Here is a 22,146-nt window from a genome sequence, read left to right as displayed (position 1 = left end):
GACCTGATGGCTGATTTCTTCGCAAGCTCGTTCTGGACCGGTTTTCTCTGGCCGCTGATCGTGATGGTGGCGCAGAGCGTGCTCCTGCTCGTCGTGCTTCTGATCGCGATCGCCTACATCCTGCTCGCTGACCGCAAGATCTGGGCGGCGGTGCAGATCCGCCGCGGTCCCAACGTGGTCGGGCCTTTCGGATTGCTGCAGTCCTTTGCCGACCTCCTGAAGTTCGTGCTGAAGGAGCCGACGATCCCGGCGAGCGCCAACAAGGGCGTGTTCCTGCTGGCGCCGCTGGTGTCCTGCGTGCTCGCGCTTGCCGCCTGGGCGGTGATCCCGATGGATTTCGGCTGGGTGATCTCCGATATCAATGTCGGCATCCTCTACATCTTCGCGATCTCCTCGCTGTCGATCTACGGCATCATCATGGCCGGCTGGTCGTCGAACTCGAAATACCCGTTCCTTGCCGCGCTCCGCTCCGCGGCGCAGATGGTGTCCTACGAAGTCTCGATCGGCTTCGTGATCATCACCGTGCTGCTCTGCGCAGGCTCGCTCAATCTGTCCGCGGTAGTCGAAGCGCAGAACACCCGCGGACTGGCCCACCTGATCGGCCTGCCGCAGCTCACCATCCTGAACTGGTATGTGTGGCCGCTGCTGCCGATGTTCGTGGTGTTCTACGTCTCGGCGCTGGCGGAAACCAACCGCCCGCCGTTCGACCTCGTGGAAGCGGAATCCGAGCTGGTCGCGGGTTTCATGGTCGAATACGGCTCGACGCCGTATCTCCTGTTCATGCTTGGCGAGTATGTCGCGATCACCACGATGTGCGCGATGGCGACGATCCTGTTCCTCGGCGGCTGGCTGCCGCCGGTGGCGCTGCCGCCGTTCACCTGGATCCCCGGCGTGATCTGGTTCGCGCTGAAACTCTTCTTCATGTTCTTCCTGTTCGCGATGGCGAAGGCGATCGTGCCGCGCTACCGCTACGATCAACTGATGCGGCTTGGCTGGAAGGTGTTCCTGCCGCTGTCGCTGGTGATGGTGGTGGTCGTTGCCGCTGTGCTGCAGTTCGCCGGCATCGCGCCGAAGTGAGACCGTCATGAATATCAACGCAACAGCCCGCTCGCTTCTGCTCTCGGAATTCGTCTCGGCGTTCTTCCTCGCCATGCGCTATTTCTTCCAGCCGAAGCCGACCATCAACTATCCCTTCGAGAAGAATCCGATCTCGCCGCGCTTCCGCGGCGAGCATGCGCTGCGCCGCTACCCCAACGGCGAGGAGCGCTGTATCGCCTGCAAGCTGTGCGAGGCGATCTGCCCGGCGCAGGCGATCACGATCGAGGCCGGCCCGCGCCGCAACGACGGCACCCGCCGCACCGTGCGCTACGACATCGACATGGTGAAGTGCATCTATTGCGGCCTGTGCCAGGAGGCCTGCCCGGTCGATGCGATCGTCGAGGGACCGAACTTCGAGTTCGCGACCGAGACGCGCGAGGAACTCTACTATGACAAGGCCAAGCTGCTCGCCAATGGCGACCGCTGGGAGCGCGAGATCGCGAAGGCGATCGCGCTCGACGCGCCGTACCGCTGAGGTGAGGGCATGATCCTTCCCGCATTGTTCTTCTACCTGTTCGCCGCTGTCTGCGTGGCGTCGGCGGTGATGGTGGTTGTCTCGCGCAACCCTGTTCATTCCGTGCTGTATCTGATCCTGGCCTTCGTCAACGCCTCCGGCCTGTTCGTGCTGATGGGCGCGGAGTTCCTGGCGATGATCCTGATCGTGGTCTATGTCGGCGCGGTCGCGGTGCTGTTCCTGTTCGTGATCATGATGCTCGACGTCGATTTCAGCGAGCTTCGCGAGGGCTTCATCGAGTACCTGCCGGTCGGCCTCGTGATCGGCGGCATCTTCATGTTCGAGCTTCTGTTGATAGTCGGCGCCTGGGTGATCAATCCCGCCGTTACCAAGACTATTACCGCGGCGATCCCGACCAATGTCTCCAACACCGAGGCGCTCGGGCTCGTGCTCTATACGAAGTACATCTATTACTTCCAGATCGCGGGCCTCGTGCTGCTGGTCGCGATGATCGGCGCGATCGTGCTGACGCTGCGCCACAAGGCATACATCAAGCGGCAGGACATCACCGTACAGAACGCGCGCACGCCGGAAATGGCGATGGCGCTGCGCAAGGTGCCGTCAGGGCAGGGGCTGCAGGAAGCTGACGCGGCGGAGTGGGTGCAATGACGATCGGGCTCGGACACTATCTCGCGGTCGGCGCGATCCTGTTCACGCTCGGGATCCTCGGTATCTTCCTGAACCGCAAGAACATCATCGTCATCCTGATGTCGATCGAACTGATCCTGCTCTCGGTCAACATCAACCTGGTGGCGTTCTCGACCTTCCTCGGCGACATCGTCGGCCAGGTGTTCGCGCTGCTGGTGCTCACCGTCGCGGCCGCGGAGGCGGCGATCGGGCTTGCCGTTCTGGTGGTCTATTTCCGCAACCGCGGCTCGATCGCGGTTGAAGACGTCAATCTGATGAAGGGCTAACGCGCCGATGTACCAGGCAATCGTCTTTCTGCCGCTGCTCGGCGCCATTCTTGCCGGCCTGATTGCGGTCGTCGGCGCGCATGGACGCAATCCGAGCGGCGACACCGTCGAGCATCACGATGATGCGCATGGCGACGCCCATGCCTCCGCGGCCCACGATGAACATGCTCACGACGATCACGGCCACGACGACCACCACGTCTCCGAGCCGCCGGCGGCGGGCTCGCGCGCGGCGGAACTGATCACGACCGGGCTGTTGTTCGTCTCGGCGGCGCTGTCCTGGTTCGCGCTGGTCGACGTCGGCTTCCTGCACCACGACGCGCGCGTCACCCTGTTCCCCTGGATCACCTCCGGCGACCTGCAGGTCTCCTGGGCGCTCCGCATCGACACGCTGACCGCGGTGATGCTGGTCGTCGTCAACACCGTGTCCTCGCTCGTGCACCTCTATTCCATCGGCTACATGGACGAGGATCCCTACCGGCCGCGCTTCTTCGCCTATCTGTCGCTGTTCACCTTCGCGATGCTGATGCTGGTGACCTCCGACAACCTGGTGCAGCTCTTCTTCGGCTGGGAAGGGGTCGGTCTGGCGAGCTATCTGTTGATCGGCTTCTGGTATCAGAAACCGTCGGCCAATGCCGCCGCGATCAAGGCCTTCGTCGTCAACCGCGTCGGCGATTTCGGCTTCGCGCTCGGCATTTTTGCGATTTTCGCGCTGATCGGCTCGACCGATTTCGACACCATCTTCGGCGGGGCCGCCGGCCTGACCGGCAAGACCATCAACTTCTTCGGCTGGCATGCCGATGCGCTGACGCTGACCTGCCTTCTCTTGTTCATGGGCGCGATGGGCAAATCGGCGCAATTCCTGCTGCACACGTGGTTGCCGGACGCGATGGAAGGCCCGACCCCGGTCTCGGCCTTGATCCATGCCGCGACCATGGTGACCGCCGGCGTCTTCATGGTGGCGCGGTTGTCACCGCTGTTCGAACTGGCGCCGGACGCGCAGGCCGTGGTGATGTTCATCGGCGCGACCACGGCGTTCTTCGCCGCGACCATCGGCCTGGTGCAGAACGACATCAAGCGCATCGTCGCCTATTCGACCTGTTCCCAGCTCGGTTACATGTTCGTGGCGATGGGAGCGGGGGCTTATTCGGTCGGCATGTTCCACCTGTTCACCCATGCCTTCTTCAAGGCATTGCTGTTCCTGGGCTCCGGCTCGGTGATCTACGCGATGCATCACGAGCAGGACATCCGCAACATGGGCGGGCTGTGGCGGAAGATCCCCTACACCTACGCGGTGATGGTGGTCGGCACGCTCGCGCTGACCGGCTTCCCGCTGACTGCCGGCTACTTTTCCAAGGACGCGATCATCGAGTCCGCCTACGCCTCGCACAACCCATTCGCGTTCTACGGCTTCCTGCTGACGGTGATCGCTGCCCTCCTGACCTCGTTCTATTCCTGGCGCCTGATCTTCAAGACCTTCCACGGCGCGCCGCATAACGAGGAGCACTACGAGGCCGCGCACGAGAGCCCGATCTGGATGCTGATCCCGATCGGTATCCTCGCGGCCGGCTCGATCCTGGCGGGCTTCCCGTTCAAGGAATTGTTCGCGGGACACGGCATCGAGGAGTTCTTCCGCGAATCCGTGAAGATGAACCCGCACATCATCGAGGAAATGCACCACATCCCCGAGAGCATCGCCTTCCTGCCGACGGTCATGATGGTCTTGGGCTTCCTGATCTCGTACCTCTTCTACATCAGCCGGCCCTATCTGCCGGTCGAACTCGCCAAGCAGCAACCGATGCTCTACCAGTTCCTACTCAACAAGTGGTATTTCGACGAGCTGTACGACCTCATCTTCGTGCGGCCCGCGAAGTGGATCGGCTACACCTTCTGGAAGAAGGGTGACGGCTCCATCATCGACGGCCTCGGACCGGACGGTGTGTCGGCGCGTGTGCTCGACGTCGCCCGCAACGCCGTGAAGATCCAGACCGGCTATCTCTACCATTACGCCTTTGCCATGCTGATCGGCGTCGCCGGCCTGATCACCTGGTTCATGTTCGGCCTGGGAGCCCAGTGATGACGACCTGGCCCATCCTTTCCGTTGTTACCTTCCTGCCGGCGCTCGGCGCGCTCCTGGTCTATCTGCTCGCACGGGGCGGGGACGAAGCGGCAAACCGCAACGCCTGCTGGATTTCGCTCTGGACCACGCTGATCACCTTCCTGGTGTCGCTGATCCTGGTGGCGCGGTTCGATCCGGCGAACGCCGACTTCCAGTTCGTCGAGAAGGCCTCGTGGCTCGCCACCGGGATCAACTATCACATGGGAGTCGACGGCATCTCGCTGCCGCTGGTGATCCTGACCACGGCGGTGATGCCGTTCTGCATCATCGCGAGCTGGAAATCGGTCACGCAGCGCGTCAGCGAATACATGATGGCGTTCCTGATCCTGGAAACGCTGATGGTCGGCACCTTCTCGGCGCTCGACCTCGTGCTGTTCTACCTGTTCTTCGAAGGCGGCCTGATCCCGATGTTCCTGATCATCGGCGTCTGGGGCGGCCCGCGCCGCGTCTATGCCTCCTTCAAGTTCTTCCTCTACACGCTGCTCGGCTCGGTGCTGATGCTGCTCGCCATCATGGCGCTGTACTGGAACGCGGGCACGACCGACATTCCAACCCTGCTGCACACCGCCGTGCCGCACAATCTGCAGAAGTGGGCCTGGCTTGCGTTCTTCGCCTCCTTCGCGGTGAAGATGCCGATGTGGCCGGTGCACACCTGGCTGCCCGACGCCCACGTCGAGGCGCCGACCGCAGGTTCGGTGATCCTGGCGGCGATCCTCCTGAAGATGGGCGGCTACGGCTTCCTGCGCTTCTCGCTGCCGATGTTCCCGCTGGCGTCGCACGACTTCGCGCCGCTGATCTTCACGCTGTCCGTCATCGCCATCATCTACACTTCGCTGGTGGCCTTGATGCAGGAGGACATCAAGAAGCTGATCGCCTATTCGTCCGTGGCGCATATGGGCTTCGTCACCATGGGCATCTTCGCTGGTACCATGCAGGGCGTCGCCGGCGGCGTGTTCCAGATGATCTCGCACGGCATCGTCTCCGGCGCGTTGTTCCTCTGCGTCGGCATTGTCTACGATCGCATGCATACCCGCGAGATCGCCGCCTATGGCGGCCTGGTGAACCGGATGCCGCTCTATGCGCTGGTGTTCATGGTCTTTACCATGGCCAATGTCGGCCTGCCCGGGACCAGCGGTTTCATCGGCGAATTCATGACGCTGCTCGGCACGTTCAAGGTGTCGCTGCCGACCACCGTGTTCGCGACCACCGGCGTGATCCTGTCGGCGGCCTATGCGCTGTGGCTCTATCGCAAGGTGGTGTTCGGCGCACTGGTCAAGCCATCCCTGGTGAGCATCAAGGATCTCACGGCGCGCGAATGCCTGATCCTGTTCCCGCTGGTGGCGCTGACCATCCTGTTCGGCGTCTATCCGAAGCCGGTGCTTGATATGTCCGAGGCATCGGTGCAGCAGCTCGTCAACAATTACAACACCGCCGTGACTGCCGTGAAGGCAGCCGCTTTGGCGGTTCAATAAGGCCTTAGTCCATGAGCTTTTCGAGTGCAGGTTATCAGTTGCAGCCGGTGCTGCCCGAGCTCGTGCTCGCGGTCGGCTCGATGGTGCTGTTGATGATCGGGGCCTATCGCGGGCAGGGGACGACCCGGCTCGTGACCACGCTTGCGACGTTGCTGCTGATCCTCACCGGCGTGCTCGTACTGATGCTGCCGTCCGGCAAGCTCGTCACCTTCGGCGGCAGCTTCATCGTTGACGACTTCGCCCGCTTCCTGAAAATACTTGCGCTGATCGGCTCGGCGGCAACCCTGATCCTGTCGACGGAATTCCTGTCCGATCCGTCGCGCCGCATCTTCGAATATTCGATCCTGGTGCTGCTCTCCACCCTCGGCATGATGGTGCTGATCTCGGCGGGCGACCTGATCTCGCTCTATCTCGGGCTCGAGCTGATGAGCCTTGCGCTCTACGTGGTCGCTGCCAGCCACCGCGACAACGCCAAGTCGACCGAAGCCGGCCTGAAGTATTTCGTGCTGGGCGCGCTGTCCTCGGGCATGCTGCTCTATGGCGCCTCGCTGATCTACGGCTTCACGGGCACCGTCAGCTTCGCCGGCATCGCAGCGGCGGCCACGACCGGCACCCCCGGCATCGTGTTCGGGCTGGTGTTCCTGCTCGCCGGTCTCTGCTTCAAGGTCTCGGCGGTGCCGTTCCACATGTGGACGCCCGACGTCTATGAGGGCGCGCCGACGCCGGTCACGGCGTTCTTTGCTTCCGCTCCAAAGGTGGCGGCGATGGCCGTTTTCACGCGTGCGACGCTGACCGCATTCCCCGGCATCGTGCCGCAGTGGCAGCAGATCCTGGTGTTCGTCTCCATCGCCTCGATGGCGCTCGGCTCGTTTGCCGCGATCGGACAGAAGAATATCAAGCGCCTGATGGCCTACTCCTCGATCGGCCACATGGGCTTTGCGCTGGTCGGGCTCGCCGCCGGTACGGTGGAAGGCGCGCAGGGCGTGCTGATGTATATCGCGATCTATGTCGCGATGACGCTCGGCTCGTTCGCGATCATCCTGGCGATGAAGCGCAACGGGCAGGCGGTCGAGCAGATCAGCGATTTTGCCGGGCTCTCGCGCACCAATCCGCTGCTCGCCTTCTTCTTCGCGATGCTCCTGTTCTCGCTTGCCGGAATTCCGCCGCTGGCGGGCTTCTTCGCCAAGTGGTACGTCTTCGTCGCGGCGATCAAGGCCAACCTGTTCACGCTCGCCGTCATCGGCGTGCTCACCAGCGTGGTGGGCGCCTACTACTATCTCGCCATCATCAAGACGATGTATTTCGACGAGCCGGCCGGCAAGCTCGACCCGGTCCGGATCGAATTGCGCGGGGTACTGGCGGTCGCGGGCCTCTTCAACATCTTCTTCTTCGCCTATCCGGGACCGCTGGTCAGCGTCGCGACCGCCGCGGCGAAGTCGCTCTTTTAGATGCCTTTCACGCTTGGTCAGCGCGCTACTTCCGCAGGCTACCGGCTCGCCGCCTTTGACCAGATCGGTTCGACCAATGCGGAAGCGCTAACCCGCGCCCGCGCGGGCGAGCGGGGGCCGATCTGGTTCGTCACGCCGGAGCAGACGGCAGGGCGCGGCCGACGGCAGCGGGCATGGATCGCGCCGCGTGGCAATCTCGCCAGTAGCATCCTCGAGGTAATGGACGTCGCCCCCGCGGTCGCGGCGACGCTCGGCTTTGCTGCCGGGCTGTCGCTGGAGGCCGCGCTGCAAAAAATCAGCGTCGAGGCGGCGCAGCGCCTGGGTGGGGCGAACGCGCTGAAGTTCTCGCTGAAATGGCCGAACGATGTCCTGGCCGGGGACAAGAAGCTCGCCGGCATCCTGCTGGAGGCCGAGAGCATTGCCGATAGCGGCCTTGCAGTCGTGGTCGGCATCGGCACTAATGTCGTGGGGGCACCGGAGGGCACGCCGACGCCCGCGACCTCGCTGGCCGCCCTTGGCGTCCATATCAGTGCCGAGGAGCTGTTTACCGCGCTTTCGGAGGCCTGGGTGGAATTCCGCGGCATCTGGGACAACGGCCGTGGCTTTTCGGACATCCGGAGGCTTTGGCTCGAGCGTGCCGCCCGTCTCGGGGAGAAGGTGGCGATCCGGACGGGGAACGCTATTCTCGAAGGTACCTTCGATACGATCGATGAGACAGGTTGCATGATTATCCGGCTGCCCGACGGCAAGCACGTCCCCATAACCGCAGGCGAGATCTATTTCGGCACGGCGGCCTCAGTGGGATCGGCCTGATGGCGCGGCCGGATGAACTGACCTTTGCGCCGCTCGGCGGCGTCGGCGAGATCGGCATGAACCTGTCGATCTATGGGCTCGGCAACCGCCATCAGCGGTCCTGGCTCGCGGTCGATCTCGGCGTCTCCTTCGGTGACGAGGAGCATCTGCCCGGCATCGACCTGATCATGCCTGACATCTCATTCCTGGAGAAGGAGCGGCAGAACCTGATGGGCCTCGTGCTGACGCACGCCCATGAGGACCACTTCGGCGCCATCATCGATCTCTGGCCGAAGCTGCAGTGCAAGATCTACGCGACCCAGTTCAGCGCGGCGCTGTTCGAGGCCAAATGCGCCGCTGAGCGCAATCCGCCGAAAATCCCGATCACCGTAGTGCCCTCCGGCGGGCGCGTCGATATCGGCCCGTTCAATGTCGAATTCATCCCGGTCGCGCATTCAATCCCTGAGTCGCATGCGCTCGCGATCCACACCGAGGTCGGCACGGTCTTGCACACCGGTGACTGGAAGCTCGATCCGACGCCGACTGTCGGCTCGCCGACCGATGAGAAACGCTTGCGCGAGCTTGGCGACGCCGGCGTGCTCGCGCTGATCGGCGATTCCACCAACGCCGTGCGCGACGGGCGCTCGCCCTCGGAAGCCGAGGTGTCGAAGACCATTGCTGAGCTGGTGAAGGGCGCCAAGGGCCGCGTCGCGGTGACCACCTTTGCCTCCAACGTCGCGCGCATCAAGGCGGTTGCCGATGCGGCGCGGGTCGCGGACCGCGAAGTGGTGGTGGTCGGCCGCGCCATGGACCGCGTGGTCCAGGTCGCGCGCGAGACCGGCTATCTCGACGGCGTCCAGAATTTCCGCGGGCCCGATCTCTACGGCCATTTCCCGCCCGACAAGGTGCTGGCGATCTGCACCGGCAGCCAGGGTGAGCCGCGCGCGGCGCTGGCGCGGATCGCCAAGGACGATCATCCGGAGATCACGCTCAACAAGGGCGATTGCGTGATCTTCTCCTCCCGCACCATTCCCGGCAATGAGAAAGCGGTCGGCTCGATCATCAACGACCTGGTCGAGCAGGGTATCGAGATCATCACCGACCGCGACTGTTTGGTCCACGTCTCCGGCCACCCGCGCCGCGACGAGCTGCGCGACATGCTGTCCTGGGTGCGGCCGCAAGTTCTCATCCCCGTGCACGGCGAGGCGCTGCATCTGCACGAGCACGCCAAGCTTGCGCGAGCCGCGGGCGTGCCGAAAGTCATCGAGTGCCGTAACGGCGACCTGGTCAAACTCGGCCCGGGCGAGCCTGGGATCATCGCTGAGCTGCCCTCGGGGCGCCTCTACAAGGACGGCATCATTCTGGAGGACGCCAAGTCTCGCGCCGTGGTCGAGCGGCGGCGGATGGGATTTGCCGGCTGCGCCTTCGTTGCGATCGCCATGACGCAGCAGGGGGAATTGGCGGAGGATCCGGAGGTCGACCTGGTCGGCGTGCCGGAGAAAAATACCGCCGGCGAGGCGCTCGACGAGATCGTGTTCGATGTGGTGGTATCGACGGTGGAAAGCCTGCCGCGGGCGCGCCGGCGCGACCCGGATGCGGTCGCGGAATCGGTCCGTCGCGCGGTGCGGGCAACCGTGAACGAGCATTGGGGCAAGAAGCCGATCTGCCTGGTTCACGTGCTGACGGTCTGACGCCGGTTCGGCACAGGCGGCGACAAGAACAGACCCAACTACGAGGGAGAGACAACATGCTCGGCCGGCTCAACCACGTCGCGATAGCGGTCAGGGACGCAAAGAAGGCGGCCAAGATCTACGGCACGGCGTTCGGCGCCGAGATCTCGGATGCAGTGCCGTTGCCGGAGCACGGCGTCATCACCGTGTTCGTGACCTTGCCCAACACCAAGATCGAGTTCATCGAGCCGCTCGGCGATGCTTCGCCTATCGCAAAATTCGTCGAGCGCAATGCCGACGGCGGCATCCATCACGTCTGCTATGACGTGCCCGACATCATCGCCGCGCGCGACCGGCTGATCGGGGAAGGCGCACGCGTGCTCGGCGACGGCCAGCCCAAGATCGGCGCCCACGGCAAGCCGGTGCTGTTCTTCCACCCGAAGGATTTTTCCGGCGCCCTGGTCGAGATCGAGCAGGCGTAACGCCTTGACGCGAATTCACTTCGCTTGAAAACGCTACGGTATGGCCTACAGCATCTCAACCGCGTTCGCGATCTACTTTGTCCTGTGGTGGATCGTGCTGTTCCTGACGCTGCCGTTCGGCGTGCGCAGCCAGCACGAGGAGGGCGGGGGCGTTGAAGGCACCGATCCCGGCGCGCCGATCATGGCGCGGATGGGCCGCAAGCTCATCTGGACCACGCTGATCTCGGCGGTCATTTTCGCCATTGGGATGTGGGCCTATAGCGCCGGCTATCTCAGCATCGAAAGATTGTCGAAGCTGATGGGAACGCCTTTCTAGAGCATGATTCGCTATTCCGCCGCCCGTGCACGCAGCCGCTGCGCGTAAACGTTGATGACGAGCGCGGCGAGCAGGATCAGGCCGCGGATCAGGATCTTCAGGAAACTGTCGATATTGACGTGGTCGAGGCCGTTGTTGAGCACGCCCAGCACGAACAGTCCGACAATGGTGTTGCCGATGCCGCCGCGGCCGCCGAACAGGCTGGTGCCGCCGACCACGACGGCGGCGATCGAATCGAGCAGGTAGGTGTCGAATTCATTCTGCTGCGCGCTGCCGAAATGCGCCACGCCGAGCATGCCGGCGATGCCGGAGCAGATCGCTGAGATCACCATCACGCTGCCGAGGATCAGCTTGACGTTGAGGCCGGAATATTCCGCCGCTTCGCGATTGCCGCCGACCATGTAGACGTAGCGGCCGAAGCGGGTGTAGGTGAGCACCAGATGGCCGGCGAGCAGCATCACCGCCGCGACGATCACGATCCATGGAATGCCGCCGATCGAGCCGGAACCGAGCGTCACGACCAGGTCGGGCACCTTGTAGGCGATCTGGCCGCGCACCAGGAGCGCGGAGATGCCGGCCGCGATCTGCATCATCGCGAGCGTCATGATGAAGGAGGGGATGCCGATCACGGTCAGCCCCAGCGCGTTGACGAGGCCAAGCAGTCCGCAGAGCGCCAATGACAAGAGGATCGCCGCCCAACCCGGCAGCGGGACATTGGCGATGTTCACATAGGATTCCTGCAGCGTGAAATAGGCAACGGCAATGCCGGTCACGTTGGCGATCGCGGCGATCGACAAGTCGATCTCCGCGCACAGGATCACGAAGGTCAGGCCGACGGCGATGATGCCGGTGACGGAGACTTGCGTCAGGATGTTACCGAGATTGTCGAGGGTTGCGAAGGAGGGGCTTGCGATCGCAAAGAATCCGCTCAGGAGGATCAGCGTCAGGAACGGCGCGATGTTGCGCATCTGCGAGCGCAGGATCGCAGTCGCGCTGCGCTGCCCGCCGCGATGCACCGATGCAGTCACCCCATCGCTGGTAGCCATGCTATTCTCCGTCAGGCTGCCTCGAGCAGGCGGTCCTTGCTGACCACCTCGTCCGCAAATTCGCGCACCACCGCGCCGCGCTTCATGACGATGATGCGATCGGCAAGCGACAACACCGTCTCCGGCTCGGTCGAGAGCACGATGATCGCGAGCCCTTTGGCGCTGAGCTCGCGGACGATATTGATGACATCGTTCTTGGCGCCGACATCCATGCCGCGGGTCGGCTCGCACAGCACCAGCACCCGTGGCGGATAGCTCAGCCACTTCGCGAGCGCGACCTTCTGTTGATTGCCGCCCGAGAGCATGCCGAGATCGAGCTCGACGGCCGCCGGGCGGATCTGCAATTGCTCGACCTGTCGGCTAGCAATAGAACGCTCGCGCGCCGGCTTGAGCAGAAGAGCAGATATCCGATCGAGCACGCTGATCGAGATGTTCTTGTAGACCGGCTCCTGGTGGAACAGCATGGCGCGGCGGCTCTCGGGCACAAAGGCGACGCCGGCGCGCCGGGCAGAGGCCGTGCTGCCGAAGGCTTTGCGGTTGCCGTCGATGACCACCGTGCCGTTGTCGGGCTTGATCTTGCCAAACAGGACGCGCGCCAATTCCAGCTGCCCGCATCCCATGAAGCCGTAGATACCGAGCACTTCGCCGGCGCGCACCTCGAACGAGACGTCCTGGACGCTGCGGGCGAGCGACAGCGCGTCGGCCTTCAAGACCACGGGGCGGTCACCGCGCGGCGGCAGCGTGATGTCGTGCGCATAGGTCTCTTCCAGCGCCTCGCGGCCCTTGCCGATCATCGCTTCGATCAGCGCGGCCTTGCTGGTCGCGGCGGCGTCCGTTTCGTGGACTTTCCGTCCGTTGCGGAACACCGTCACGGTGTCGGAGATGCGCAGGATGTCCTCGATGAAATGGGAGATGAAGACGATGCCGGTGCCCTCGTCGCGCAGCCGTCGCAAGGTCGCGAACAACCGCTCGACCTCGGGCGGGGAGAGCGCTGAAGTCGGCTCATCGAGGATGATGATGCGGGCACCGGAAAACAGCACGCGGGCGATTTCGATCAGTTGCTGCAGGCCGATCGGCAGATCGCCGAGCCGTGTCATCGGATCGACGTCGATGCCAAAGCGCGCAAGCTGCTCGCCCGCCTCGCGCGCCATTCTGCGCCATTGAACGAGGCCGAAACGGTTGGTCGGCTGTGCCCCGAGAAAGACGTTTTCGGCAACGGAAAGATCGGGCGCGACGCTGAGTTCCTGATGCACCATGGCGACGCCGGCCGCGTGCGCATCGCGCGCCGAGCGGAAGCGGGTCTCGCGCCCGTCGAGCGCGAAGCGGCCGGAGAATTCCGGATGCACGCCGGCGATGATCTTCATCAGCGTGCTTTTTCCCGCGCCGTTCTCGCCGACGAGGCCGTGGATCTCGCCGGCGTGGAGCGCGAAGTCGACCCCACGAAGCGCTTCGACACCGCCAAAGGCCTTCGTGATCTCCTTCAATTGGAGGATGGGTGAGCGTCCCTGTGGCATGCGGGCGGCTCAGATCAGGAAATGATCCTCCATCCACTGCATGCCCGCGGCGTTGGCCTTCGTGACCACTGGGCCGTCGGTCACCACGCTCTTCGGAATGCCCTGTCCGCTCTTCTCGCCCGCGGTCACCGCGGCGACGCCGGCGATGATCGCGCCGCCATGGATGCGGCACGATGGATTACGGACGGTTGCGAACATGCGGCCTTCGCTCACCGCCTGGATCGCCGGCGGCATGGCGTCGACCCCGCCGATCAGGATGTTGGTGCGGTTGCGCGCCTTCATGATGTTGTAGGCGGCGAGCGCCATATCGTCATTGTGGAAGAAGGCGGCGTCGATCTGCGGATATTTGGTGAGATAGGTCTCCCACAGACGCGCGGTCTTGGAGACATCCCAATCAGCCGGCTGGGTGTCGAGCACCTCGATGTTCGGATACTGCTTCACGACAGAGTTGAAGCCCTTGGCGCGGCCCTGAGCGCCGGTGTGGCCGAGAGCGCCTTGCGTCATGATGATCTTGCCCTTGCCGCCGATGGCGTTGACGAGGGCCTGCGTCACGGAGGAGCCCATGAATTCGTTGTCGGGGGCGAGGAAGGAATGGACGTTGATCTGATCGAGCGGAGCGATCAGCGTATCCATGTCGATGACGGGAATGCCGGCGTCGATCATCTTCTGCACCGGCTGAGTCAGCGTGCCGATGCCGAACGCCTGGATGGCGACGAAGTCCCACTTCTGCGATGCCATGTTGTCGATCGCGGCGCGCTGCTTCACCGCATCGAGCTGGCCGTCGAACCAGGTGACCTCGACGTTGAAGAGCTTGCCCCAATATTCGGCCGCCTGTTTGCCTTGCGCGCACCAGGTGGCCTGCAGGCCGGCGTTGGAGAACGCAGCCTTCAGCGGTTTCTCGGAACGTCCAACTTCCGCCGCGAGCGCAGGGCTCACGCCAATCCCGCCGAGCAGCGCGGCTGCTGCGCCGCCGGCCGCCGCTGTCTGAAGAAGATCGCGCCTGGTCCTTGAGGATGTGTCCTTCCCTGGCATCGCACGCTCCCTGATGTCTATTTTTGGCGCCGTCGGCGTCTGTTGCACGCGCCGCGGATCAAGGAGAGACTGTCACAATCGGAGCGTTCGTGCCACCGGTTCCGATCTCGCGGTTGCGCTAATCGACGTCCGCCATCACGATGCTTTCGATGTCGCGCAGCAGTTTTTGCCACGCAGCATCGATTTCGACTGTCCACTCCGCGCCAAGAATCTGGTGGAGCGTGCCCGCAATGGCGGCGAAGAACTCGACGAACAAATCTCGCGGCGTGCCGTAAGCCTCGTGCGAGGACAGCTCACATTCGATCATGCGGAAGTTGCCGCGCCGCTCGCCGGCAAAATCGAGAATCGCTTCGATCGTCAGCGCCAGCATCGAGCCTTTGACGAGCTCGCTGCCTTCGGTGCGGAACATTGCCGCGGCTTCGGGATGCGCTTCGAACAAGCGACGATAGACGAGCGGCGTCAGATCATCGCAGCGCGCTGCTGCACGTTCGAAGCTGCGCTCGATCGGATTTGCCGATGACATGATCAGCGATCGTGATGGCCCAAAGAAAAAAGAGCAGGGCACCAAGCCCTGCTCGAGAAATTGTGTCGACCCTATTTTCCCCAAAAATTCGATTTGATCTTGATTGATGGGGTGACGCTGCTTGTGCGCGCCGGGCTCCTCCCGAGACTTGGACCACCAGACGTCAGCCCTGTGGCTGGCCTGAGCCCGAATTGGTAGACCATCTTTTTTGTTTTGTCATCAATTTCAGCAACGATTGTTCAAAATTCGAGCATTCTGCGAAATGATTGGGATTCCGCCACTGACGGTTGTAAAGCTGAGGTCGGGACCCGCTTCGGGGTAAAGGGGTAGGGTGCGAGACATACACCAATCCGAACCGATCATTTCCTTGTGCCCGGACAAAAAGGCAGCGTTTGCGACCTCGACTCCGGCAAGGAGCAGTGATTAGTTCCGCAATCGGATGGGTTTCGCGATGCGCCGGCGGCTGAAGAATTTTCTGCCCGTTTTCCTGATTGCGCTGGTGGTGCAAGTCTTTGCACCGATTGCCGCCTGCTGGGCGGCTGGAATCGCCGCTTCCGATCCACTGGCTGCCGCCATCATCTGCCACGGCAACACCACCGGTTCCGACGAAACGGACCAGGGCGGGCCGCACGTCCGAGACGGCTGCTGCTCGGTCTGTAATGTGCTGCAGACCGGCGCGCCGGTCGATCCGCCAGAGATGACTGCCGGTATTGTCGAGCGGTCGCCCGAACAGGTGGCGTGGCTCGATTTCGTGTCTCGCCTGACAGATGTGCGGGCACGCTCCCACGCGCAGGCGCGCGCTCCTCCATCGATTTCCTGACCGCCGTTCGCTGCCGGCGCGCCTTCGCGGCGCCGGTTGACGTCCTCAATCAAGCCGGCCGCAGAGCCGGTGTCAGGAATTTCAATGTTACGCCTCGCTTTCCCGAGCGGTGCCGGCACACTGGTGCTTGGTGCCATGCTCGCCACTGATCCATCCCCGGCAAGAGGCCAAACTGCGTTGCCGCCGGTCAATGTGGATGCACCCCGTGAAGCCCGCGCCAAGCCGGCGAAACCGAAGCCGGCTGGACGCACGCTCGCCGCCCGGCCGCGGGTGACGCCGCCGACGACCACCACCATCCCGACCGTCTTGGTGGAGCGCGACGTTACGCCCTCGATCGCGCGCGACGGGCTCAACCAGGCGCCGAGTGGGCAGACCCAAACCACCGTCGACCGCAGCCAGTTCGACAATCGGCCGGCGTTTTCGGTCGGAGACGTGCTGCGCGAGAGCCCCGGCATCTCGATCAAGCAGGGCAATGGACCGCGCGACGTCGGCATTTCGATTCGTGGATCGAACGCCCGCAACGGGTTCGGGATTCGCAACCTCGTCATCTTCGAGGATGGCTTTCCGGTCACCCAGCCGGACGGGCTGTCGCGCAGCGACCTGATCGACCCGCACGCCTATGGCGCGATCGACGTGATCCGCGGACCGTCCTCGGCGCTGTTCGGCAACTACGCGACCGGCGGTGCGCTGAATTTCCGGACGCGGCCAGGCCGCACCATCGACGGTGTCGAATACGGCGTAGATGGCGGCAGCTTCGGTTACCTGAACAACTATCTCGCTGCCGGCAAGAAGGTCGGCAATTTCGAGGGCTCGTTGTTTGCGAGCGATGTGCGCGGCGACGGTTATATCAGCAATAGCTGGTTCAACACCCAGACGGTGAATTTCCTCGGCACGCTGCAGGCGACGCCCGATGACCGGTTCACGGTCAAGCTGATCAACAACGACCTAAGCGCGCGGCTGCCGATCCGGCTGTCGCTGAACCAATACAACCAGAACCCGTTCCAGCGCGGTTGCATAACCGGAGCCACGGCCGCGCTGGGCTGCGCAACGGTGCCGCTGTTCAACAACGGCTTCAATGCGGCGGCCGGAACCGACAGGGAGACCGCGCTGCAGGCGGGGCTCGGCCGAAACGATCGTCGCACCATTGTCGGCGGCCGCTGGGAGCATGATTTCGACAACCAGACCACCTGGCGCAACCAGTTCGTGTTCGACGACCGCAACATCAGCCAGCCGACAGGCGCGACCAGCGCGATCGGTGACTTCCCATCCTATAACTACATGAGCGACATCACGCGGCGCGGCGAGGTCCTTGGCATGGACTCGACGACCTATTTCGGCGGCTGGTACAACACGCTCGTCGCCTCCAGCGATACGCGCTTTGTCATGCCGGGCGGCAATGCCACGCTCGGAGCGCTTTCCAGCAATCTGTATAGCGATACATCCAACTACGGCGTTCGCGCCCGCGAGGAACTCAAGCTCACTCCGTGGCTCACGGCGATTGCCGGCATTGGATGGGAAACGACCAACCTCAAGGGCAGGAACACGGCGTACACCTATACTGGGCCGACGCCGATCACGACGACGACGGTGACGACCGCCGATCGGCAATTCCAGAACACTGCCCCAGAGCTTGCGCTTCTCTACAGGCTGAACAGCGAGTGGCAATTCCGCGGCAGGGTGGCCACCGGCTACGGGACGCCGCAGGTCAGCAACCTTTTTGTGCTCCCGAGCGGCCAGAACGGCAACAATACGCAACTGCAGGCGCAGAAGAACCTCGGCTACGATCTGGGATTCGACTGGACGCCGAACAGCGCGCTCAGGCTGAGCGCCACCGGCTTCTACGAGTTCTTCAAGGACGAACTGGTGACGCAGGCAACGCCGGTCGGATCGCCCAATGCGAGCTATACGTTCAATGCGCCGCGATCGGAACATCGCGGCGTAGAGCTGGCGGCCGACTGGCGGTTCTATTCGGGCTGGAGGCTGACGGCGGCCTACACCTATCTCGATGAGGTCTACACGGAATACGTCGAGAACATCACCAATGGTGCGGTGTTCGGCTTCGACCGCGCGGGCAACAAGATCCCCGGCATCTCGCCGAACGAATTGACCGCACGACTTTCCTACGACCAGTTGTCCGGGCCGCTGCGCGGTCTTGGCGCGTTTGTGGAAGTACAGTGGAAGGACTCCTTCTACATGGACAACGCCAACCTCCTGAAGGCGCCCGGCTATGAGCTGGTCAATCTTAATGTCCACTACGGCATCGACCTGGTCTCGGACTACTTCAAGGCGATCAACGTCTATTTCGAGGTGCGAAACGTCTTTGACCGGACATACGTGGCTTCCGCCAACAACATCGCGGACACCGTGACGGCAGGGGGCATTCAAAACCCCGCGAGCGTGCTGGCCAATACCACCGGCTCGATCTATGCCGGAGCGCCCAGAACGTTTGTGGCCGGCATGAAACTGGCGTTCAAATGAGGTATGTTGTCATGAGGGACGCCCGACCTGTTCTCGGCGCTGCCGCCATCGCGGCCGTCTTTACGCTTTGGCTCGGCGGCTCATTCGCCCAGATGAACCATCAGCACGCGTCGGAAGCCGCGTGCGAGGAGACGCTCCTCCGCTGCGCGAGCAAGGTCACGCCCGCGTTCGGTCCGGGCGGCACGCTCTGGCTGGTCTGGATGGCCGGCGGCCAGATATCTGTTGCAAGCTCGAAGGACGAAGGAAAGACCTTCTCTTCGCCGGTGCAGGTCACGCGCGAGAACCTGAACCTGGACTGGGGACCGGATGCCCGTCCGAAAATCGCCATCGATGGCAAGGGGCGGATTGCGCTGGCGTTCTCGATCTTCAGGGACAAGGCCTTCAACGGCCAGGTGCTCACGACGCAATCGACCGATGGCGGAAAGAGCTTTGCTCCGTTGCGTCCGATCACCGCTGATAACGAGAGCCAGCGCTTCGGGGCCATTGCGTTCGAGCCTGACGGCACCGTGTTCGCGGCCTGGCTCGACAAGCGCAACCGCGTGCCGGCGCGGCAGAACGGCAAGCCCTACGATGGCGCGGGCCTGTTCTTCGCGACATCGAAAGATGGCGGTTCGACTTACTCCGACGCGCGGCTCGTGGCCGACAACACTTGCGAATGTTGTCGTCTCGGCCTGGCCCTGGATGGTGCCGGCCATCCGGTCATCGTGTTCAGGAACATCTTCGAAGGCGGTGTCCGCGATCATGCCGTCGTCACCTTCTCGGATGCGGCGTCGCCGGGCGAGGTCCACCGCGTTAGCCGGGATGACTGGCAGATCGCGGCTTGTCCGCATCACGGACCGAGCCTGTCCATCTCGGCGAATGGAACCTATCATGTCGCCTGGTACACGAACGGCAAGGTGCGTAAGGGACTGTTCTATGCGCGATCGACGGACGCGGGAAAGACCTTCTCGGATCCGCTGCCGATCGGCGAGCCGAACCGAAGCCCGTCGCGGCCCCAGGTCATCGCCGGACCGAATGGGCTTATGATGGTCTGGAAGGAGTTCGACGGTGAGAAGACCGAGGTCAAGCTGATGACGTCACGGGATGATGGAGCGAACTGGTCGACATCCAGGGTCATCGCCAGCACGACGGATAGTTCCGACCATCCGCTGCTCGTCTCAGACAGCAGGCGAGTCTATCTCTCCTGGATGACGAAGGCCGATGGATACCGTCTCCAACCAATTGAGGGTGAGCCATGAAACGCGAACTGCTTGCCGCGGTATTTCTGTTGGGGACGTTGTCCGCCACAACGGCCGCGGAGGATGCCGAGCTCAAGCCATTCGAACGTGGAAGCTGGCAGCAGATTGTGCGTTCACACGCCGGTCGTCCCACCCTGGTTCATTTCTGGGGCGTGACCTGTGGTCCATGCAAGGTCGAGTTACCCCAGCTCGGCAAGTTCATGAAGGATCATCCTGGAATCGATGTGGTCACGATCAGTGCGGACCTGGTGCCCAATCTGCCGGAGGCGACGCAATCGATGCTGCAAAAGGCCGGGCTCTCCGCGGCCGAGAACTGGATGTTCAGCGATGGCTTCGCCGATCGGCTGCGATTTGAAATCGACCCGGCCTGGCAGGGCGATATTCCGCGCACGATGCTGATCGCGCGCGGCGGCGCGATCACCACGATCGAAGGATCGGCCGAAATGACGGAGCTCGACAAATGGGCACAGGGACAGGCCGGGACGACGGGATCAAGATAACAAGCCAATCTGGAATACGGGATAGAACAACATGAAAAGACTTTCTTCCATCATTACGCTCGCTCCGCTCCTGGTCATCCTGCTCGGTGTCCCGGTGCATGCTGAAGACATCAAGGCCGGCGATCTCGTCATCAGCCAGGCCTGGAGCCGGGCAACGCCGAGCGGCGCGAAGGTTGCCGGCGGCTATCTCACGATCGAGAACAAGGGCTCGTCGCCGGACCGGCTGGTCGGGGGCTCCGGCGACATCGCCGGCAAGCTCGAGGTGCATGAGATGGCGACGGAGGACGGCGTGATGAAGATGCGCCCATTGGACAAGGGCCTCGTGATCGAGCCGGGCAAGACCGTCAAGCTCGCGCCGGGCGGCTATCACCTCATGATGTTCGATCTGAAGAATCCGCTGAAGCAGGGTGACAAGGTGCCGGTCACCCTCGAATTCGAGAAGGCGGGCAAGGTGACGCTGTCGCTCGACGTGCAGGCCGTCGGCGCGCAGGCCCCTAGCGGCGGCCATGGCGGTCACATGGAGATGCAGAAATCGCACGATCATTCCGGCGGCAAAATGTGAGGCCGGGGTGACAGTTGTCGGGTGGGCAAAGCGAAGCGTGCCCACCGCTACGAGCGGGGAATGTTGATGGTGGGCACGCTTCGCTTTGCCCACCCTCATATGGGGCTTTGTGAGTCAAGGCTCTTGAACCGGTGCGGGTTGGGTTTTTGCAGTGAGAGGGCGGCGCGCGGAGCCATGCGTAGCGCAGCGCGACGACCGGGCCCCGGGCGAGGATTGGCTTCCGAAGATTTCTGCAGCTCACTGCATCACCTCATATCCGGTCGGATCGGCTGATCCGTACCCACATTCCGCATGCTTGCGGCGAGGAAGCCAAGAGGATGAGACCCATCTACAAAGCGGCCTGGTTGGGCCCCTGGGTGGCACGGTCATCATCCATCCTGTACGGGGCGCGCGGCGCGGAGCCGCCTCGCCCTGGTGGCGTGGTCCGGTGCTAGGCCTTCATCACGGCCTGCTCCGGAACAAGGCCGGTGGTGAGATAGCGCCACAGCGCCACGATCAGCTTGCGCGCCAGCGCGACGATGGCGATGCGCTTGGCGCGCTTGCCGGCGTTTTCGGTGCGGGTGCGGAACCAGCGGCTGAGCGCGCTGTCCGGCTGATGGCGCAGCCAGAGCCAGGCCAGTTCGATCGTCTTGTGGCGGGCGCGCCGGTTGCCGGCCTTGCTGATCCCCTGCTCGCGATCGATGCTGCCGCTTTGCCAGGGACTGGGCGCCAATCCGCAATAGCTGGCGACCTCGCGCCGGTTGCGGAAGTCCTTGTAGAACACCTCGTTCACCAGCGTCGCGGCAAACGCCGGGCCGAGCGCCTTGAGCTGCTGCAACTGATCCCGTCGCTTCGCCATCGGCGCCGGCGCCGCGGCGGCTTCCGCCGCGACTTCTGCCGCGACTTCTGTAGCGACTTGGGCCTGCTCCAGCGCCTTGAGCTGGTCGCGCACCAGCATCAGCCGGGCATGCTCGCGCTTCACTTCGGCCAGAAGCTGCGGCGGCAGCGGCTGCCCTTGCCAGTCCCGCTGCTGCTCCAGCCAGGCGAGCCAGGTCCGTCGTCGCAAGGTGCCGGCCGCCATGCCCAACAGGCGCAGCAGCGCCTTGATCCGGTTGGTGTGCCCCGTCTGCTCCTTCACCAGTCGTTCGCGTTCGCGGCTGGCGCGCCGGGCGTCCTCCTCGGCCACGCTCGGCACCCGGACGATCCGCACCACCCGCGGCTCGCCTCGCAAATGAGCCATCAAGGTGCGCAGCAGAAGCTCGCCATCGATCCGGTCTGTCTTCGCCCGCCGCGCCCGTTGCTCCACCGCGATGCTCGCCGGGTCGAAGATGAAGTTGGTGATCCCAGCCGCCGCGAGCAGCCGGTGCAGCCAGAAGCCGTCATAGCCAGCCTCGTAGCAGCTCACCACCCGCGGCGCCGCTCCAAGCTTCGCAGTCGCCCGGGCCTTGACCTGCTCGATCAGCGCCAGCAGCCCGGCGTGATCGCCGCCTTCCAGCTTGTGGCGCGATATCCGGTCCCGATCCGGACTGTGCAGCGTCACCAGCCACGTCTTCTGACTCAGTTCGATCGCAACGAAAATCGTGCCACAATGCCCGGCGGTGGGCGTGTTCTTGGTCAATGCTTGCATCA

At 63.5% G+C, this 22,146-nt stretch carries 21 protein-coding genes; 16 read left to right on the top strand and 5 right to left on the bottom strand.

The genetic code is table 11. The features are described 5' to 3' along the window. Positions 1-6: 6 nt before the first annotated feature. Genes nuoH through ACVJGD_RS08415 form a run of 11 tightly spaced genes read left to right on the top strand, consistent with a single transcriptional unit; the run spans position 7 to position 10,825 of the window. Positions 7-1,077: an NADH-quinone oxidoreductase subunit NuoH gene (gene nuoH, locus ACVJGD_RS08465; RefSeq protein WP_456633925.1), complete on the top strand. Its 1,071-nt coding sequence runs from the start codon at positions 7-9 to the stop codon at positions 1,075-1,077. Positions 1,078-1,084: 7 nt separating this feature from the next. Further along, positions 1,085-1,573 carry an NADH-quinone oxidoreductase subunit NuoI gene (nuoI, locus tag ACVJGD_RS08460; RefSeq protein ID WP_454619325.1) on the top strand — a complete coding sequence of 163 codons (489 nt, stop codon included), beginning with the start codon at positions 1,085-1,087 and terminating at the stop codon, positions 1,571-1,573. A gap of 9 nt (positions 1,574-1,582) precedes the next feature. After that, entirely contained in the window at positions 1,583-2,221 is a 639-nt protein-coding gene (locus ACVJGD_RS08455) for an NADH-quinone oxidoreductase subunit J (protein ID WP_456633924.1), read from the top strand. Further along, on the top strand, positions 2,218-2,526 hold the full coding sequence (nuoK, locus tag ACVJGD_RS08450; RefSeq protein WP_027537255.1) for an NADH-quinone oxidoreductase subunit NuoK: 309 nt from the start codon (positions 2,218-2,220) through the stop codon (positions 2,524-2,526). The genes ACVJGD_RS08455 and nuoK overlap by 4 nt, the downstream gene beginning before the upstream one ends. 7 nt (positions 2,527-2,533) lie before the next feature. After that, positions 2,534-4,603 (top strand): NADH-quinone oxidoreductase subunit L, encoded by a 2,070-nt coding sequence (nuoL, locus tag ACVJGD_RS08445; protein WP_456633923.1) that lies wholly within the window; start codon positions 2,534-2,536, stop codon positions 4,601-4,603. Then, positions 4,603-6,117, top strand: a complete 1,515-nt coding sequence (locus ACVJGD_RS08440; protein WP_456633922.1) for an NADH-quinone oxidoreductase subunit M — start codon at positions 4,603-4,605, stop codon at positions 6,115-6,117. Before nuoL ends, ACVJGD_RS08440 begins: the two co-directional genes overlap by 1 nt. 11 nt (positions 6,118-6,128) lie before the next feature. Continuing rightward, on the top strand, positions 6,129-7,565 hold the full coding sequence (gene nuoN, locus ACVJGD_RS08435; protein WP_456633921.1) for an NADH-quinone oxidoreductase subunit NuoN: 1,437 nt from the start codon (positions 6,129-6,131) through the stop codon (positions 7,563-7,565). After that, the gene (locus ACVJGD_RS08430) at positions 7,566-8,378 is read left to right on the top strand and encodes a biotin--[acetyl-CoA-carboxylase] ligase (protein WP_456633920.1); all 813 of its coding nucleotides are present in this window, start codon (positions 7,566-7,568) and stop codon (positions 8,376-8,378) included. It begins immediately after the preceding gene. Next, positions 8,378-10,048 (top strand): ribonuclease J, encoded by a 1,671-nt coding sequence (locus ACVJGD_RS08425; RefSeq protein ID WP_456633919.1) that lies wholly within the window; start codon positions 8,378-8,380, stop codon positions 10,046-10,048. Before ACVJGD_RS08430 ends, ACVJGD_RS08425 begins: the two co-directional genes overlap by 1 nt. Before the next feature lie 56 nt (positions 10,049-10,104). Then, complete coding sequence (mce, locus tag ACVJGD_RS08420) at positions 10,105-10,509, top strand: methylmalonyl-CoA epimerase (RefSeq protein ID WP_456633918.1); 405 nt, start codon at positions 10,105-10,107, stop codon at positions 10,507-10,509. 40 nt (positions 10,510-10,549) lie between these two features. After that, positions 10,550-10,825 (top strand): DUF1467 family protein, encoded by a 276-nt coding sequence (locus ACVJGD_RS08415; protein ID WP_456633917.1) that lies wholly within the window; start codon positions 10,550-10,552, stop codon positions 10,823-10,825. A gap of 11 nt (positions 10,826-10,836) precedes the next feature. Here ACVJGD_RS08415 and ACVJGD_RS08410 read toward each other — a convergent pair whose 3' ends face one another. From ACVJGD_RS08410 to ACVJGD_RS08395, 4 genes are all read right to left on the bottom strand, one after another. Further along, positions 10,837-11,871: an ABC transporter permease gene (locus ACVJGD_RS08410; RefSeq protein ID WP_456633916.1), complete on the bottom strand. Its 1,035-nt coding sequence runs from the start codon at positions 11,869-11,871 to the stop codon at positions 10,837-10,839. Positions 11,872-11,882: 11 nt separating this feature from the next. Continuing rightward, entirely contained in the window at positions 11,883-13,385 is a 1,503-nt protein-coding gene (locus ACVJGD_RS08405) for a sugar ABC transporter ATP-binding protein (protein ID WP_456633915.1), read from the bottom strand. 9 nt (positions 13,386-13,394) lie between these two features. Beyond that, complete coding sequence (locus tag ACVJGD_RS08400) at positions 13,395-14,417, bottom strand: sugar ABC transporter substrate-binding protein (RefSeq protein ID WP_456633914.1); 1,023 nt, start codon at positions 14,415-14,417, stop codon at positions 13,395-13,397. A gap of 118 nt (positions 14,418-14,535) precedes the next feature. After that, a complete protein-coding gene (locus ACVJGD_RS08395; RefSeq protein ID WP_456640208.1) occupies positions 14,536-14,943 on the bottom strand; it encodes a globin in 408 nt (135 codons plus the stop codon). Positions 14,944-15,391: 448 nt separating this feature from the next. Between ACVJGD_RS08395 and ACVJGD_RS08390 the strand changes: the two genes are divergently transcribed. The 5 genes from ACVJGD_RS08390 to ACVJGD_RS08370 all read left to right on the top strand — a co-directional run bounded on the left by ACVJGD_RS08390 (position 15,392) and on the right by ACVJGD_RS08370 (position 20,538). Next, the gene (locus tag ACVJGD_RS08390) at positions 15,392-15,760 is read left to right on the top strand and encodes a DUF2946 domain-containing protein (protein ID WP_456633913.1); all 369 of its coding nucleotides are present in this window, start codon (positions 15,392-15,394) and stop codon (positions 15,758-15,760) included. Positions 15,761-15,844: 84 nt separating this feature from the next. Next, entirely contained in the window at positions 15,845-18,238 is a 2,394-nt protein-coding gene (locus ACVJGD_RS08385; RefSeq protein ID WP_456633912.1) for a TonB-dependent receptor family protein, read from the top strand. A gap of 11 nt (positions 18,239-18,249) precedes the next feature. Next, positions 18,250-19,476 (top strand): sialidase family protein, encoded by a 1,227-nt coding sequence (locus ACVJGD_RS08380; protein WP_456633911.1) that lies wholly within the window; start codon positions 18,250-18,252, stop codon positions 19,474-19,476. Further along, positions 19,473-19,976: a TlpA family protein disulfide reductase gene (locus ACVJGD_RS08375; RefSeq protein ID WP_456633910.1), complete on the top strand. Its 504-nt coding sequence runs from the start codon at positions 19,473-19,475 to the stop codon at positions 19,974-19,976. Before ACVJGD_RS08380 ends, ACVJGD_RS08375 begins: the two co-directional genes overlap by 4 nt. Positions 19,977-20,007: 31 nt before the next feature. Then, positions 20,008-20,538 (top strand): copper chaperone PCu(A)C, encoded by a 531-nt coding sequence (locus ACVJGD_RS08370; RefSeq protein WP_456633909.1) that lies wholly within the window; start codon positions 20,008-20,010, stop codon positions 20,536-20,538. A 430-nt stretch (positions 20,539-20,968) separates the two neighbouring features. Here ACVJGD_RS08370 and ACVJGD_RS08365 read toward each other — a convergent pair whose 3' ends face one another. After that, on the bottom strand, positions 20,969-22,144 hold the full coding sequence (locus ACVJGD_RS08365) for an IS110 family RNA-guided transposase (RefSeq protein WP_456632918.1): 1,176 nt from the start codon (positions 22,142-22,144) through the stop codon (positions 20,969-20,971). Positions 22,145-22,146: the final 2 nt, after the last annotated feature.

It is taken from the genome of Bradyrhizobium sp. USDA 10063, assembly GCF_054063735.1.
Note: the sequence above shows the minus strand (reverse complement) of the source record. Positions and strands in the feature narration are given on the sequence as shown.